Raw genomic sequence first — 15,953 nt, forward strand, 5'->3', positions numbered from 1 at the left:
CCTCCCCCGCGCTCCGGCCGGACGGCCCGGCCCCGCCTCCCGCGGACCCGGAGGCGGAGCCGGCCGTCCGGCGGGAGGTCAGAAGCCCTGCGCCAGCCGGTGGTAGGCGGCGTTCCAGCGCAGCTCGCGCTCGAAGGCCGGCAGCGTGGTGGTCTCGTCGATGACCAGCAGCTCGACCTTGCTCATCTCGGCGAAGGCGCGGACCACCTCGATGCCCACCTGGGTGGTCATCACGGTGTGGTGGGCGGCACCGGCCGCCAGCCAGGCCGCGGCCGAGGTGGCGAAGTCCGGGGCCGGGCGCCAGACGGCGTGACCGACGGGCAGCTTCGGCATGGGCTCGGGCAGCGCGACGTTCTCGACCACGTTGGCGGTCAGCCGGAAGCGGTCGCGCAGGTCGGCCAGGGCCACCACGACGGCGGGGCCGGGGTCGGCGGTGAACACCAGCCGGACCGGGTCCTCACGGCCGCCGATCCCCAGCGGGTGCACCTCGAGCCGCGGCCGGGAGGTGGTGAGCGAGGGGCTGACCTCGAGCATGTGGGCGCCGAGGATGAGCTCGTTCCCCGGCTCCAGGTGGTAGGTGTAGTCCTCCATCAGGCTCATCCCGCCGGGCAGCCCGGCGCCCATCACGGCGAACGCGTGACCGAGCAGGGCCGTCTTCCAGTCCCCCTCGGCGCCGAAGCCGTAGCCCTCGGCCATCAGCCGCTGCACCGCCAGGCCGGGCAGCTGCTTGAGCGCACCGAGGTCCTCGAAGCTGGTGGTGAAGGCGCCGAAGCCGCCGCCCTCGAGGAAGGAGCGCAGCCCGACCTCGATGGCGGCGCCGTCGCGCAGCGAGGAGTGGCGCTCGGCCCCGGGCTGCAGCTCGGCGGCGACGTCGTAGCGGTCGAGGTACTCCTCGACCAGGGCGTCGACCTGGGCGTCGGTGGCCCGGGCGACGGCCTCGGCCAGCTCGTTGACGCCCCAGGTGTTGACCTGGGCGCCGAAGCGGATCTCGGCCTCGGTCTTGTCGCCCTCGGTGACCGCGACGTAGCGCATGTTGTCCCCGAAGCGGGCCAGCTTGAGGGAGCGGGTGGCCGCGCGGCCGGCGGCCGCCCGGGCCCACTGCCCCACCTGGCGGGTCACCGCGGGGTTGGAGACGTGGCCGACCACCGTGCTGCGGACCACACCCAGCCGGGTCTGGATGTAGCCGAACTCGCGGTCGCCGTGGGCGGCCTGGTTGAGGTTCATGAAGTCGAAGTCGATCTCGGCCCACGGCAGCGCGACGTCCGCCTGCGTGTGCAGGTGCAGCAGCGGCTTGTCCAGGGCCTCCAGACCGGCGATCCACATCTTCGCCGGCGAGAAGGTGTGCATCCAGGTGATCACACCGACGACCGCGTCGTCGGCGTTCGCCTCCAGCACGGTGCGCCGGATGCCCTGGGAGTCCGTGAGCACCGGCTTCCAGACCACGCGCACGGGGACGTCGGCGGCGGCGGCGAGGCCCTCGGCGACCTGGCGGGACTGGGTCTCCACCTGGCGCAGGGTCTCCTCGCCGTAGAGGCCCTGGCTGCCGGTGAGGAACCAGACCTCGCGGGTGGACAGGTCGGGGACGATGCTCATGCGGGTGCTCCTGGGTCGGTGCGGCTGGACGCGGCCATCTCCCCCTGAGGGGCCTGGCCGTAGACGTTCTGGTAGCGGTCGAAGAGGGCGTCGACCTTCTCCTGGGGGATGGGCAGCGGGTCGCCGAGCTGGCGGGCGATGTGCACGCTGCGGGCGACGTCCTCCACCATCACCGCGGCCTTGACGGCGTCGCGGGCGTCCTTGCCGATGGTGAACGGGCCGTGGTTCTGCATCAGCACGGCGCGGGAGCGGCTGCCGCGCAGGGTCTGCACGATGCCGCGACCGATGGAGTCGTCGCCGATGACGGCGAAGGGCCCCACCGGGACCTCGCCGCCGAACTCGTCGGCCATCCCGGTCAGCACGCAGGGGATGGCCTCCCCGCGGGCCGCCCAGGCGCAGGCGTAGGTGGAGTGGGTGTGCACCACCCCGCCCACCTCGGGCATCTCGCGGTAGACGTAGGCGTGGGCGGCGGTGTCGCTGGAGGGGTTGTTCTCCGAGCCGACGCTGCCGGGGACGACGGCGCCGTCCAGGGTGCACAGGATCATCGACTCCGGCGTCAGCTCGTCGTAGCTGACCCCGGAGGGCTTGATGACGAACAGGTCCTGGCTGGGGTCGCCGCCCAGGCGCACCCGGCCGCTGACGTTGCCGCCGGTCCAGATCACCAGCTGGTAGCGGACCAGCTCGGCGTGCAGGTCCGAGACCTGCCGGCGGACCTGCTCGACCAGCTGCTGCTGCTCGGGCGTGAGCTCGCTCATCCCAGCACCTCCCTCCGGCGCCGCTTGAGCCGGCGCATCACGTCGCTGCCGCCGCGACCGAAGTGGTCGTGCAGCTCGCGGTAGTCGGCGTACATCTCGTCGTAGCGGGCCGCCCGCTCGGGGTCGGGCTGGTAGCGGGCCTCGGTGACCTGGCCCATCGCCCCGCTCGCCGCCAGCACATCGGGGTAGGCCCCGGCGGCTACCGCGGCGTGGATGGCCGAGCCGACGGCCGGGGCGTGCTGGCTGTCGACGGTGGAGATCGGCATGTTGAGCACGTCGCTGTAGATCTGCATCAGCAGGCTGTTCTTGAGCAGCCCGCCGGCGGCGATGAACTCCTTGACCTCCACGCCGGAGTCGACGAAGGCCTCGACGATCTCACGGGTGCCGAAGGCGGTGGCCTCGAGCAGGGCCCGGTAGACGTCCTCGGGCCGGGTCGCGAGCGTGAGCCCCACCACCAGCCCGCTGAGCTCGGTGTCGACCAGCACCGAGCGGTTGCCGTTGTGCCAGTCCAGCGCCAGCAGCCCGTGGGCGCCGACCTCCTGCTCGCGGGCCAGCTCGGTCAGGTGCTCGTGGACGCTGCGGCCGGCCTCGGCGGCCGCGGCCTCCAGGCGTCCGGGGACCTGCTGGGCCACGTACCAGGCGAAGATGTCGCCGACGCCGGACTGGCCGGCCTCGTAGCCCCACTGGCCGGAGACGATGCCGCCGTCCACCACCCCGCACATGCCCGGGACCTCGGCCACGGTGCCGGAGTTGATGACGTGGCAGGTGCTGGTGCCCATGATGGCCAGCATCTGCCCGGGCTCCACCGCGCGGGCGGCCGGAGAGGTGACGTGGGCGTCGACGTTGCCGACGGCCACCGCGATGCCGGCCGGCAGACCCGTCCAGCCGGCGGCCTCCTCGGTCAGACCGCCCGCCCGCTCGCCCAGCTGGCCGATGCGGTGGTCGAGCTTCTCCTCGGCGAAGGAGGCGAAGTCGGGGTTGAGCGCGGCCAGGTACTCCCGGCTCGGCAGCCGGCCGTCCTGCAGGATGCCCTTGTAGCCGGCGGTGCAGGCGTTGCGGACGTAGGTGCCGCTGAGCTGCCACACGATCCAGTCGGCGGCCTCCACCCAGTGGTCCATCCGGTCGTAGACCTCGCGGTCCTCCTCCAGCAGCTGCAGCGCCTTGGCGAACTCCCACTCGCTGGAGATGACGCCGCCGTAGCGGGACAGCCACGGCTCCTGCCGCTCGCGGGCCAGCTCGTTGATGCGGTTGGCCTGCGGCTGGGCGGCGTGGTGCTTCCAGAGCTTGACGTAGGCGTGCGGCCGGTCGGCCAGCTCGGGCAGGGAGCACAGCGGACGCCCGTCGGCGAGCACCGGCATCGGGGTGGAGGCGGTGAAGTCGGTGCCGATCCCGATCACCTGGGAGGGGTCGACCCCGGACTCGGCCAGGGCGGCCGGCACCGTCTCCTTCAGCGCCTCGACGTAGTCGGCCGGGTCCTGCAGCGCCCACTCCGGCGGCAGCCGCTTCCCGGTGCTGGCCAGCTCGCGGTCCATCACGGCGTGGCGGTACTCGTGCACCGCCGAGCCGAGCTCGGCACCGTCGGAGACCCGGACCACCACGGCCCGTGCCGACAGGGTCCCGAAGTCGACACCGACCACGTACTGCTCGGCTGCGGGCTGGGTGTTCTGGCTCGTCATGCGACCTCCTCGTCGTGGCTCCCCGCCGTCGCGGTGAACGTTAACATCCCTGCTCACCCGGTCGGGTGCAGGTCCTCCACGCGGACCGGGCCGGTGGAGCGTCGCACCACCAGCTCGGGCCGCAGCACGGTGTCGTCCCCCGCGGCGGCGCCGTCCAGGCGGGCGAGCAGCCGGGCGACCGCCCGCTCCCCGACCTGGCGGAAGTCCTGGCGGACGGTGGTCAACGGCGGTGCGGCGAAGGCGGACTCGGGCAGGTCGTCGAAGCCCGCCACGCTGACGTCCTCCGGCACCCGGCGCCCGGCCTCCCGCAAGCCGGCCAGCACCCCCAGCGCGGTCTGGTCGTTGGCGCAGAACACCGCGGTCACGTCCGGCGGCAGCTCGGCGGCGGCGGCGTGGCCCCGCTCGGCGGTCCAGTCCCCCGCCACGACGGTGGCCGGCTCCAGCCCGGCCGCGGTCAGCGCCTCCGCCCAGCCGCGACGACGGGCGTCGGACTCGAAGTAGCCGGGTGGGCCGCTGACGTGGGCCACCCTGCGGTGCCCGAGCTGGAGCAGGTACTCGCACACCAGCCGGGCCCCGAGCTGCTGGTCGACCCCCACCCACTCCGCGCGGCCGGCGCTGACCGACTGCAGGGCGACCACCGGCAGCTCGACGCGACGCTGGCTGACGGCGGCCTCGATCTCGGGGTGCGGGGCGATCACGACGAGTCCGTCCACGCCCTGGTCCAGCAGCAGGTCGAGGGCGGCCAGCGTGGAGGCGCGGTCGACCGCGGCGGTCGTGCTCAGCGCGAAGTAGCCGGCCGCCCGGGCGGAGGCCTCCACGGCCTGCACGCTGCTGGTGGCGCCGTACTGGGTCACCTCGGGGGCCAGCACGCCGATGGTGCGCGAGCGTCGCGTCACCAGCGTCCGCGCCGCCCGGTTGCGCCGGTAGCCCAGCCGCTCGATCTCGGCCAGCACCTTCTGCCGGGTCTCGGGGCGGACGGACGGCTGCTGGTTGACCACCCGGGACACGGTCTGGTGCGACACCGCGGCCGCCGCCGCGACGTCGTGCATGGTGGGACCACCGCCCGGGCGCCGACTGGCCATCTGCCTCCTCGTCGCGGCTCAGGCTAGCGGTCCGCCCCACGCCCGGCCACAGCCGCGGCGCGACGTCCTCAGGCCGGCGGCAGCTGGCCGGTCACGGCCCCCTGCGGCGCGATCGTGCCGGCGTCCTCCACCTCCGGGGCGGGCGACGTGCCGACCTCGTCGGCCCCCGCGCCCTCCGGCGCCGCCGCGGCGTGGGCCCGCGACAGCCGCCGGTACCACGGGCTGACCAGGGCGAGCAGCGTGGCCAGCAGGCCCAGCACCCCGCAGGCCACGAACACCAGCGCGATGCCGCGGTCCTGACCCGTGCCGAACACGGGGCCGAGCACACGGGCGCCGCTGCCGTCGGTCATCCAGGGGATGACCGCGAACTCGGTGATCGGGCCGATCAGGAAGGCGGTCAGCGGCGAGGCGGCCTGCTCCACGCTCTGCGCGAAGCCGAACACCCGGCCCTGCCGGTGGTAGGGCACCACCCGCTGCAGCACCGTCTGCTCCGCGGCCTCGGCGAAGGGCATCAGCAGCATGTAGACGAACATGGCCAGCGACAGCGCGAGGATCGAGGAGCGCAGCGGGAACAGGCACGTCAGCGTCCACAGCACCAGGTTGACCAGCAGCAGGATCCGCACCGGGTTGCTGCCCAGCCCGATCCGGGCGACCAGCAGGCCGCCGAGGATGACGCCGGTGCTCAGCCCGCCCCAGAGCAGACCCCACACCTCCACCGAGACCAGCGACAGCCCGTAGGCGTCCATCAGCGCCATGAAGGCCCCGCCCAGGAAGTTGTTGAAGCACGAGAAGGCGATCAGCGCCGGCAACCCCGGCACCGAGCGGACGACGCGGAGCGTGCCGCGCAGGTCGACGCCGCCCGGGTCGTCGGCGGCGGTCGTGACCACCCGCTCCTCCTCGACCCGCACGACGGCCAGGTGCACCAGGGCTGCGCCGAGCACCCCGAGCGCCAGCAGCAGCGCGTAGTACATCCCGCCGGCGGCGACCAGCAGACCGCTGATCACCGAGGTGACCAGGAACGACACCCCGGTGGTGGTGCCCACCAGCCCGTTCGCCCGGTCACGGCGGTCCTCGGGGATCAGCAGGGTGACCAGGGTCGGCATGGCGATGGTGCGCAGGTTGCCCGCGATGACCCCCAGCATCACCACGACCACGAAGACCCACAGCAGCGCGCTCGCCGGGTCGGTGAAGGCGCCGGCGGGCGCGGTGACGTAGAGCACCAGCGCCACCGCGTAGAACAGGATCGACACCACCGTCGACAGCCGCAGCACGCTCAGCTTGCGGTGGTGGTCCACCACGCTGCCGAACCACACCCCGGTGCCGGCGGTGGCCAGCACGAAGATGCCCGCGATCATCCCGGTGGCGAAGACGGACCGGGTCTCGATGAAGATCCAGAAGGTGATGGCGAACCAGATGGTGAAGTTCATCACCGCCACCACCAGGGTGTTGAGCAGCAGGTGCACGAAGGTGCGCCCGCTGCCGTGGCGCAGGTCGAGCCGCGGTGCGCTCGCGTGGTCGGACATCGGTCCCCCTCCAGCTCTCGGTGAGCACGTCGAAGGTCTGACCCCGCCCACCGCTGGAACTCATCGTGGACCAGCCCACCGACAGTTCTCCTGCTGATTTCCCGCTCCCGTCCGGACGGCGCACCCGGGCGTCGGGGCGGTGTGCTTGGGTGTGGTCCATGCCCGCCGCACCCGCCGTCCCGCCCCCGCTGCCGATCAGCGAGCACACCCTGGCCAACGGGCTGCGGCTGGTGGTGAGCCCGGACCACGCCGTCCCCTCGGTCACGGTGAACCTCTGGTACGACGTCGGGTCCCGCCACGAGCAGCCGGGCCGCAGCGGCTTCGCGCACCTCTTCGAGCACGTGATGTTCCAGGGCTCCACCCACGTGGCCCGCAGCCAGCACATCGCGCTGGTCCAGGGCTGCGGCGGCACCGCGAACGCCACCACCTGGTTCGACCGGACGAACTACTTCGAGACCGTCCCGGTCGGTGCGCTGGAGCTCGCGCTGTGGCTCGAGGCCGACCGGCTGGGTGGGCTGCTGGACGCCCTCACCCAGGCCAGCCTGGACAACCAGCGCGAGGTGGTGAAGGAGGAGAAGCGGCAGCGCTACGACAACGTGCCCTACGGCGACGTGCTGCAGCGCGTGGTCGAGCTGACCTTCCCCGCCGACCACCCCTACGGCCACACCACCATCGGGTCGATGGACGACCTCGACGCCGCCTCGCTCGACGACGTGCGCGAGTTCTTCCGCGCCCACTACCTGCCCAGCAACGCCGTGCTCAGCGTGGTCGGCGACGTCGGGGTGGAGCGGGCCACGGAGCTGGTCGAGCGCGAGTTCGGCCCGCTGACCGACCGGGTGCGCCCGGACGTCCCCGACCCGGCCCCGCTGCCGCCGCTGACCGGCTCGCCGCGCGACGAGGTGCGGGCGGCGGTGCCCAGCGACGCCGTCCACCTGTCCTGGCGCCTCCCGGCGCTGGACCAGGACGAGTTCGACGCCCTCGACGTGGCGCTGGGGGTGCTCGGCGACGGCCAGTCGGCCCGGCTGCACCGCCGGCTGGTCCGCACCGAGCTGGCCGAGGCCGCCGGCGCCTCGAGCCTGGGGCTGATCGGCGGCAACTCGATCGGCATCGTCTCCGGCCGCGCCCGCGACGGCGTGCCCGTCGAGCGGGTGGAGTCCACCCTGCTGGCCGAGGTGGCCCGGCTGGGCGCCGAGGGTCCCACCGAGGAGGAGGTGGACCGGGTCGTCGCCCAGTTCGAACGCTCGTGGCTGCAGTCGCTGTCGCGGATCGACAGCCGGGCCGACCAGCTCAGCCGGGCCGCCACCCTGCTCGACGACCCGGCCCGGGTGAACGAGCGCATCACCGAGGTCCGCGCCGTCACCCCCGAGCAGGTCCGCGACGCCGCCGCGCGCTGGCTCTCCCCCACCTCCTGCGGCACCCTCGTCCACGTCCAGGAGGCCTGATGACCCCGCGCCGCCCCCGTCCCCGGGCGTCCCTGCAGCCGCTGTCCCACGCCGCCACCGCTCCCGCGGTGGCGCCGCCGCCGCGCTGGCGCTTCCCGCAGCCCACCTCCGCCGCCCGGCTGGGCAACGGTCTGGACGTGCTGTGGTACCGGCTCCCCGGCCAGCACGTGCTGGCCGCCACGCTCGTGCTCGACCTGCCCCTCAGCCGCGAGCCGCGCGACCTGGAGGGGCTGGCCACCATCACCGCCCGCGTCCTCGACGAGGGCACCGTCGACCACCCCGGTGAGCAGTTCGCCGAGCGGCTGGAGGCCGTGGGCGCCGCGATGGGCATCCACGTGTCGCTGAGCGGGCAGCAGGTGATGCTCGACGTCCCGGTCACCCGGGTCGCCGAGGCGCTGCCGCTGCTGGCCGAGGCCGTCCGTCGGCCCCGGCTGGAGGCCGCGGACGTGGAGCGCCACGTGGCGCTGCGGCTGGCCGAGATCGAGCAGCTGGAGGCCAACTCCGCCCAGACCGCCAACCGGTGGCTGCGTCGCCAGCTGTGGACGCCCGACTCACGGGCCAGCCGGATGAACGGCGGCGAGCCGGACACGGTGGCCCGGATCACCCCGGTCGAGGTGGCCGCCTTCCACGCCGGGCAGCTCGGCCCGACCGGCGCCACGCTGGTGCTGGCCGGCGACCTGGCCGAGGACCCCCTCGACCTGGTGGCGGACGCGTTCGCCGGGTGGCAGGCCAACCCCGCGGGACCGGAGCTCGCACGTCCCGAGCCCGCCCCGCCGAGCGTGCTGCTGGTGGACCGTCCCGGCGCCGTGCAGGCCGACGTGCGGCTGGCCGGTCCGGGCACCGACCGCCACGACCCCCGCTGGCCGGCGCTGCTGGTCGGCACCACCGCGGTCGGCGGGTCCTTCCTCAGCCGGCTGAACCGGGTGCTGCGCGAGGAGCGCGGCTGGACGTACGGCGTCCACCTCAACCTGACCCCGCACCGCGACGGCGGCTCCTGGGCCGTCTCGGGCTCGTTCCGCACCGAGGTGGTCGGGGCGGCGCTGGCCGAGGCGCGGTCCCTGCTCGACCTCGGCGCCGAACCGCTGACGGCGGCCGAGACCGAGGCGGCGGTGCACCAGCTCACCGGCACGCTGCCGCTGCGCGCCGCCACCGCCGAGGGCGTGGTGGACCAGGTGGCCTCGCACCTGCTGGCCGGGCTGCCCGCCGACCACGCGGACCAGCTGCTGGCCGACGTCCGCCAGGTGGGGCCCGAGGCCGCCACGGCCGCGTACACCGAGGTCGTCGACCCCGCCGCGCCGACCGTGGTCGTCGTCGGCGACGCCGGCGCCCTGGAGCCGGCGCTCGAGCAGGCCGGCTTCCCGGTCACCGAGAGGCGCTGAGGGCCGCCAGCCGGACGGCGATCCCGTCCACCACGAGGTCGAGCCCCAGCGCGAAGTCCGAGCGGTCGGTGGGGGCGTCGGCGATGGCCCCGGCGCTGCCGGCCTGCAGCTGGGCCTGCTCGTCGGCGGCGTGGCCGAAGACGAAGTGCAGCAGGGTGCCGGCCGCGACCCGGGCCAGTCCGGGGTCGCAGCCGGCGTCGAGCAGCACCGCGGTCAGCTCCTCGCCCGGACGTCGGGCGCCGAGGCCGAAGGCGTGCACGGTCGCCACCACCTCCGCGCCGTCGCGGACCGCCAGCACCGCGTCGCGCAGCTCGCTGCACACCGCCCGCACCCGCCCCGCCCAGTCCGCCGGCCGCGGCCGGACCGGCCCGCGGACCAGGATCTCCTCGGCGACCGCCGCGAGCAGCGCCTGCTTGCTGGCGAAGTGGTGGTACAGCGCGCTGGGCTGCACCCCCAGCTCGCCGGCGAGCCGGCGCACCGACAGGTCGGCCAGGCCGTAGCGGTCGAGCACGGCGATCGCCTGCTCGACCACGTCGCTGCGGCGGTGTGGCACCTCGCCCGTCCTTCCCTCGCCGGTGCGGTCGCCACCGGTTGACGGCGACCGGGCGCCAGCCTAACCTGAACGCCGTTCACCTGACCACCGTTCAGGTCCGCCCGCAGACAGGACAACCATGGACGCACCGACCGACCGCCGGGCCCGCACCCCGCGCAGCACCGGCACCGACCTCGCCCTGGTCGCCGGCTTCGCCGCCATCATCGCCGTCTGCGCGCTGCTGCCGGCGATCAAGCTGGCCGGACCCGTCCCGATCACCCTGCAGACCTTCGGGGTGCTGCTGAGCGGCGCCGTCCTCGGCGCCCGCCGCGGGCTGCTGGCGGTGCTGCTCTACCTGGCGGTCGGGGCGGCGGGGCTGCCGGTGTTCTCGGGCGGGGCCGCGGGGCTGGGCGTGCTGGCCGGTCCGACCGCCGGCTACCTGGTCGGCTTCCCGGTGGCCGCCGCGCTGTGCGGCCTGCTGGTCGAGCGGCTGCCGCGACGGCTGGTCCGCCAGAGCGTGCCGGCCATCTTCGCCGCCGGGCTCCTCAGCAGCGCCGTCGCCATCCACACCCTCGGCATGGCCGGGCTGGTGTGGCGGGCCGGCATGACGTGGTCGCAGGCCTTCGGCGTCGACGCCGCGTTCTGGATCGGCGACGTCGTGAAGAACGTCGCCATGGCGGTGGTGGCCACCGCCGTCCACCGGGCCTTCCCTGACCTGCTGGCCCGCCGTGCTCCGGCGCGGCAGCCGCAGCCCGCGTGAGCCGCATCGAGCTGGACCGGGCCGCCGTCCGTCGCGAGGCGGTCACCGCCGACGGCGCGGAGTCGGAGGTGGTCGTGCTGCACGAGACCACCCTGACCCTCACCGAGCGGCGGGTGGCCCTGGTGGGGGCCAACGGCTCGGGCAAGTCGACCCTGGCCCGGCTGGTCAACGGGCTGGTGGTCCCCAGCAGCGGGCGGGTGCTGGTCGACGGGCTCGACGTCGCCCGCTCCGGCGCCGAGGTGCGCCGTCGGGTGGGTTTCGTCTTCACCGACCCGGCCGCCCAGCTGGTGATGCCCACCGCGGCCGAGGACGTGGCGCTGTCGCTGCGGCACCGCCACCGGGACCGGCGCGAACGACGCGCCGCCGCGCTCTCCGTGCTGGAGGCCCACGGTCTGGCCGGGCTGGCCGACCGGAGCGTGCACACCCTCTCCGGCGGGCAGCGCCAGCTGCTGGCCCTGGCCGGCGTGCTGGCCACCGAGCCGAGCGTGCTGGTGGCCGACGAGCCGACCACCCTGCTCGACCTGGCCAACAGCCGGCGGGTCGGCGACCTGCTGCTCGCGCTCCCCCAGCAGCTGCTGCTCATCACCCACGACCTGGAGCTGGCCGGCCGCTGCGAGCGGGCGCTGCTGGTGGACCACGGCCGGGTGGTGGCCGACGGCCCGGCCGCCGACGTGGTGGACCACTACCGGGCGACCGCGTGAGCGCCGGGCTGCTGGGGCTGCACCGGCCGGGGAGCACCTGGCTGCACCGCACGCCGCCGGGTGCCAAGCTGGCGGGTCTGGCGCTGCTGGGGACGAGCTCGGTGCTGCTGCGGGGTCCGGCGGCCGCGCTCGCCCTGCTCGCCCTGGCCGGGCTGCTGGTGGTGTGCTCGCGGATGGGCGTCCGCTCGCTGCTGCGCTCGCTGCGCCGGCTGCTGCTGGTGGTGGTCCTGCTCGGCGGGTGGCAGCTGTGGCAGCAGGGCGCCGCGCGGGCGGTGGAGTCGGTGGCCGAGCTGGTCGCCCTCGTGCTGCTGGCCACGGTGCTGACGGTCACCACGCCGGTCGACGCCCTGCTGCAGACGCTGACCCGCCTGCTGCGCCCGCTGCGCCCGCTGGGCGTGGACGCCGACCAGGTGGCGCTGGCCTTCACGCTGGTGCTGCGCGCCGTCCCGGCCACGATGGAGATCGCCGAGGAGACCCGTCAGGCGGCCCTGGCCCGCGGGCTGCAGCGCGACCCCCGCGCCCGCCTGGTCCCCCTGGTCCTCCGCGTCGTCGGCCGCGCCCGGGCCACCGGCGAGGCCCTGCACGCCCGGGGCATCGGCGACCAGCCCGGGCCCGGGCGGTAGGCCCCGCCGCGGGACCGCGGCCGCAGCTCAGCCGTCGAGGTCCCGGAGGTGGTCCGGTCGCCGGGTGAGGGTCGTGGACCGGCCTGGCAGTCCTCGTGAGGGACGAACGAGACCGGTCGACCGCTCGCGACCCGGCAGCGGCCGCACCCTGCCGCCAGGGTCCGGAGGTGGTCCGGGTCGCCGGGTGAGGGTCGTGGATGGGCCTGGCAGTCCCCGTGAGGGACGAACGAGGACCGGTTGACCCGACCCCGGCGACCCGGACCACCTCCGGGACCGCCCCGACCACCTACGACCGCCCCGACCAGCTCCGGAGCCGACCAGCGGGCTCAGCGCCCCAGCGCCTCCAGCGCGTCCTCGATGCGGGCCCGCGCCTCGTCGGTCTTCTGCTGGTAGGTGGCCAGGTCGCCGTCGCGGAGCGCGGTCTCGGCGTCCTCGAAGGCGGCCTCCGCGCTCTCGAGCGCGGCCACGGCGGCCGGGTTGTCGACCTCGCCGGTGGGCTCGCTCGGCTCGGCGGGCTGCTCGCCGTCGACGCCCTCCTCACCGGTGTCGGCTCCGGCGTCGCCGCCGAAGACCTGGTCCAGCGCCTCCTGCAGCGTGGTGCCGATCCCGACGGTCTCGCCGAAGCGGGCGACGACGAAGCTGAGCGCCGGGTAGGAGCCGTCGCTGCCCTGCCGCTGGGTGTAGATCGGCTGGGTGTAGAGCAGGCCCCCGCCGATCGGCAGGGTCAGCAGGTTGCCGTAGACGGCCGTGGCCGCGCCCTGGTTGTTGAACGGCCGCAGCCGCTCGGCCACCGTGACGTTGGTGTTGATCTCGTTGAAGGTCTGGCCCGGGCCGGGGATCTGCTGGGTGTCCGACATGCGCAGGATGCGCAGCCGGCCGTAGTCCGGGCTGGAGGCGTCGGCGTTCACGGCCATGTAGGCGGCGAGGTTGGCGCGCTCGTTGGGCACGTAGGTGGCGGTCTGGCTGAAGACCGGCTCGTCGTCGCCGGGCCACTTGATGGAGAGGTAGTACGGGCTCTCCTTCTGCTGGCCCCCGCCGCGGACCGGGTCCTCGGGGATCCGCCACAGGTCGTTGCCCTGGTACCAGGCAGCCGGGTCGGTGACGTGGTAGCGGCCCAGGATCTCGCGCTGCACCTTGAACAGGTCCTCGGGGTAGCGCAGGTGGGAGAGCAGGTCCTCGCTGATCTCCGACTTGGGCTGCACGGTGCCGGGGAACGCCTTCTGCCAGGTCTGCAGCACCGGGTCGGTCTCGTCCCAGGCGTAGAGGCGGACGGTGCCGTCGTAGGCGTCCACCACCGCCTTCACCGAGTTGCGGATGTAGTTCAGCGGCTTCGGCGGCTGGGCCGTCACCAGGCTGGGTGCGGTCAGCGAGTCGCGGGTGGCCTCGTTGAGGTCGATCCGCTGGCTGTTGGGGTAGGAGTCGGAGGTGGTGTAGCCGTCGACGATCCACACCAGCCGGCCGTCCACCACCGCCGGGTAGGTGTCCTGGTCCACGGTGAGCCAGGGCGCCGCCCGCTGCACCCGCTCGCGCGGGGTGCGGTCGTAGAGGATCTTCGACTCCGGGTTCACCCGCTCCGACAGCAGGATGTTGATGTCGGTGTTGCGCATCGCGTAGAGCACCCGGTTGAACAGCGAGCCGATCGGGACGCCGCCGCGGCCGTCGTAGGTGGTCAGCTGCGGGCCGCCGTTCTCACCGCCGCCGGGGGTGTCGAGCTCGATCGGCTCGGTGCCGGCCGGGGCGCCGACGATGGCGTAGTCGGTCATCGACTCGCCGAAGTAGATCCGCGGCTCGGGGACGTTCAGCTCGCCGCGCGGCGGGATGTCGCGGACGATCCAGTCGGGCTCCCCGGCGACCGCCCGGTTGCCGTAGGCGGCGACCAGGCCGTAGCCGTGGGTGTAGACGGTCTTGAGGTTGTTCCAGGACTGGTTCTCGATGTTGTCCGAGTTCAGCTCCCGCGCCGCGACCACCGCGTCGGTCTCCTGGCCGTCGATGGTGTAGCGGTCGACGTCGACCACGTCGGCGAAGTCGTAGTAGCCGCGCACCTGCTGCAGCTGCTCGTAGGCGTTGCCGATGATGGCGGGGTCGATCAGCCGGATGCCGGGCAGCGCCTCGGCGTCGGCGCGCAGCTGGCCGGCCTCGGCGGTGGTCTCGGCGGAGTAGTTCTCGATCTCCACGTCGGCGACCCCGTAGGCGGTGCGGGTGGCGGCGATGTGGCGCTCGATGTAGGGCCGCTCGAGGTCGGGCTCGTTCGGGTTGACGGTGAACAGCTGCAGACCCAGCGGGTAGAGCGCGGAGAGGATCAGCCCCGACAGCACCATCATGGCCACGGCGAGCACCGGGAAGGCCCAGCGCCGGACCATCGCGTTGGCGAAGAACACCAGCGCGCAGATCACCGCGATGACGGCGAGGATCAGCCGCCCGATCACCCGGGCGTTGTCGTCGGTGTAGCTCAGCGCGGTCATGGTGGCGTTGCTGAGGCTCTTGGTGGACAGCTCGAAGCCGTACTGGTCGAGGTACTGCTGGACGGCGTAGACCAGCAGGGCCACGCCCAGCACGACCGACAGGTGGACCTGGGCGGCCCGGCTGGTCAGCTGCTGACCCGGCTGGTAGCGCAGCGCGCCCAGCAGGTAGTGCACCACCGCGGCCCCGACGGCGCCCAGCAGCACGGCCACCAGCGCGAAGGAGGCGAGCATCCGCCACCACGGGTAGTCGAAGACGAAGAAGCTGAGGTCGAGGCCGAACTGCGGGTCGGTGGCGCCGAAGGGGGTGGCGTTGCGCCAGGCCAGGTAGGTGGCGGAGTTGCCGGCCGCGCTGGCCCCGCCGAAGAGCCCGACGACCAGGCCGAGCACGACCAGGATCCGCAGCAGCCGCGACTCCAGGACGTCGCGGGAGCGCTCCAGCAGCTCGGAGTTGGGGGCGGCGGCGCGGAAGCGGGGCCGCAGCCGGTAGGCCAGCGCGATGTTGCCGACCACGACCAGCGCCATCACCAGGCCGAAGACGACGAACAGCCCCAGCCGGGTGAAGAGCTGGGTGGAGAAGACGGTGCTGTAGCCCAGCGACTGGTACCAGAGCCGGTCGGTCCAGATCCCGCTGAACAGGGTGAACAGGACGACCAGGGTGGCCATGACCGCCACCGTGGGCAGCAGGGCCCCGCGCCGGCGAGGAGTCGGTCGGACGGTCGTGCTGCTCACGCTGGGTGCTCCTCCTGTGCGGCCGCCTGGCCGGGACGGGCGCCGGGCTGCCGCGGTGCCTCCGCGGTGACCGGTGCGCCTGTGCTGTGGTCAGCCGGGCCGTGCGGCCCGGGGTCGTCGGGGAGAAGGGTATACGCCAGCACCTGAGCCAGGCCGGGGACGAGGTCGGCCCCTCCCAGCAGCTCCTCGGGGTGCTGCAGCAGCCGGGCCACGCCGTGGGAGTGGCCGGTGCGCAGCACGCCGACCACCACCCGGACGTCCTGGCGCTGCGGGTGGGTGGCCACCACCGACGCGGCCTCCCGCTCGTCCTCGGGCAGGTCGACCTCCACCCCGGCCGGCAGGAAGCTGCGCTCGCAGGCCACCGCGCAGCCGTGCACCGCGGCCGGCCACTCGATCCCCGAGAGCGCTGCGACCAGGTCCTCCCCCGCGGTGAAGGTGTCCTGCTCGACGGCGGTCAGCCCCTCGGCGGGCCCGCCGTCGCGGCTGGAGCGCAGCCCCAGCCGTCCGGCCAGCTCGGGCTCGGCGGCCAGCAGGTCGTCGGTGCGGACCAGCGCGAACAGCCGGGGCGGCTGGTCGAAGCCGAGCTCGCCGACGTGGCGCTCGAGCTCGACCAGCGCAGCCAGCAGCCCGGCGGCGACCTCGTCGGTGTCCTCGGCGGTGGGGTGGGCCATCTCTCTCCCAGGTGGTCCGGTGGGG

The 15,953-nt window shown here is 74.1% G+C and carries 13 protein-coding genes; 5 read left to right on the forward strand and 8 right to left on the reverse strand.

Annotation, left to right across the window (positions count from 1 at the left end):
• Nucleotides 1-78: 78 nt before the first annotated feature.
• From araA to GC722_RS08780, 5 genes are all read right to left on the reverse strand, one after another.
• A complete protein-coding gene (gene araA, locus GC722_RS08760; RefSeq protein WP_156609545.1) occupies nt 79-1,593 on the reverse strand; it encodes an L-arabinose isomerase in 1,515 nt (504 codons plus the stop codon).
• Nucleotides 1,590-2,318, reverse strand: a complete 729-nt coding sequence (locus tag GC722_RS08765) for an L-ribulose-5-phosphate 4-epimerase (protein WP_197429969.1) — start codon at nt 2,316-2,318, stop codon at nt 1,590-1,592. The genes araA and GC722_RS08765 overlap by 4 nt, the downstream gene beginning before the upstream one ends.
• Nucleotides 2,319-2,344: 26 nt before the next feature.
• Complete coding sequence (gene araB / locus GC722_RS08770; RefSeq protein ID WP_156609547.1) at nt 2,345-4,024, reverse strand: ribulokinase; 1,680 nt, start codon at nt 4,022-4,024, stop codon at nt 2,345-2,347.
• A 53-nt stretch (nt 4,025-4,077) separates the two neighbouring features.
• Nucleotides 4,078-5,106 carry a LacI family DNA-binding transcriptional regulator gene (locus GC722_RS08775; RefSeq protein WP_156609548.1) on the reverse strand — a complete coding sequence of 343 codons (1,029 nt, stop codon included), beginning with the start codon at nt 5,104-5,106 and terminating at the stop codon, nt 4,078-4,080.
• Nucleotides 5,107-5,174: 68 nt separating this feature from the next.
• Nucleotides 5,175-6,629, reverse strand: coding sequence for an MFS transporter (locus GC722_RS08780; RefSeq protein ID WP_156609549.1), 1,455 nt, complete (start codon nt 6,627-6,629; stop codon nt 5,175-5,177).
• Nucleotides 6,630-6,787: 158 nt separating this feature from the next.
• Between GC722_RS08780 and GC722_RS08785 the strand changes: the two genes are divergently transcribed.
• Nucleotides 6,788-8,071, forward strand: coding sequence for a M16 family metallopeptidase (locus tag GC722_RS08785; RefSeq protein ID WP_156609550.1), 1,284 nt, complete (start codon nt 6,788-6,790; stop codon nt 8,069-8,071).
• Nucleotides 8,071-9,450: a M16 family metallopeptidase gene (locus tag GC722_RS08790; protein ID WP_156609551.1), complete on the forward strand. Its 1,380-nt coding sequence runs from the start codon at nt 8,071-8,073 to the stop codon at nt 9,448-9,450. The genes GC722_RS08785 and GC722_RS08790 overlap by 1 nt, the downstream gene beginning before the upstream one ends.
• Here GC722_RS08790 and GC722_RS08795 read toward each other — a convergent pair.
• Entirely contained in the window at nt 9,434-10,003 is a 570-nt protein-coding gene (locus tag GC722_RS08795; protein ID WP_331714571.1) for a TetR/AcrR family transcriptional regulator C-terminal domain-containing protein, read from the reverse strand. The two genes, GC722_RS08790 and GC722_RS08795, sit on opposite strands and share 17 nt — an antisense overlap.
• A gap of 118 nt (nt 10,004-10,121) precedes the next feature.
• Here GC722_RS08795 and GC722_RS08800 point away from each other — a divergent pair, with 118 nt between their 5' ends.
• From GC722_RS08800 to GC722_RS08810, 3 genes are read left to right on the forward strand one after another with little or no spacing between them, the layout of a single operon-like run.
• Complete coding sequence (locus GC722_RS08800; RefSeq protein WP_156609552.1) at nt 10,122-10,742, forward strand: biotin transporter BioY; 621 nt, start codon at nt 10,122-10,124, stop codon at nt 10,740-10,742.
• On the forward strand, nt 10,739-11,443 hold the full coding sequence (locus GC722_RS08805; protein ID WP_331714572.1) for an energy-coupling factor ABC transporter ATP-binding protein: 705 nt from the start codon (nt 10,739-10,741) through the stop codon (nt 11,441-11,443). The genes GC722_RS08800 and GC722_RS08805 overlap by 4 nt, the downstream gene beginning before the upstream one ends.
• Nucleotides 11,440-12,066, forward strand: coding sequence for a CbiQ family ECF transporter T component (locus GC722_RS08810; protein WP_331714573.1), 627 nt, complete (start codon nt 11,440-11,442; stop codon nt 12,064-12,066). The genes GC722_RS08805 and GC722_RS08810 overlap by 4 nt, the downstream gene beginning before the upstream one ends.
• 326 nt (nt 12,067-12,392) lie before the next feature.
• Here the strand turns inward: GC722_RS08810 and GC722_RS08815 are convergent, their stop codons facing one another.
• Nucleotides 12,393-15,257, reverse strand: coding sequence for a UPF0182 family membrane protein (locus tag GC722_RS08815; protein ID WP_331714574.1), 2,865 nt, complete (start codon nt 15,255-15,257; stop codon nt 12,393-12,395).
• Nucleotides 15,254-15,928 carry a PPA1309 family protein gene (locus GC722_RS08820; protein WP_156609553.1) on the reverse strand — a complete coding sequence of 225 codons (675 nt, stop codon included), beginning with the start codon at nt 15,926-15,928 and terminating at the stop codon, nt 15,254-15,256. Before GC722_RS08820 ends, GC722_RS08815 begins: the two co-directional genes overlap by 4 nt.
• Nucleotides 15,929-15,953 lie beyond the last annotated feature (25 nt).

Source organism: Auraticoccus cholistanensis (genome assembly GCF_009742705.1).
GTDB classification, from domain to species: Bacteria; Actinomycetota; Actinomycetes; order Propionibacteriales; family Propionibacteriaceae; genus Auraticoccus; species Auraticoccus cholistanensis.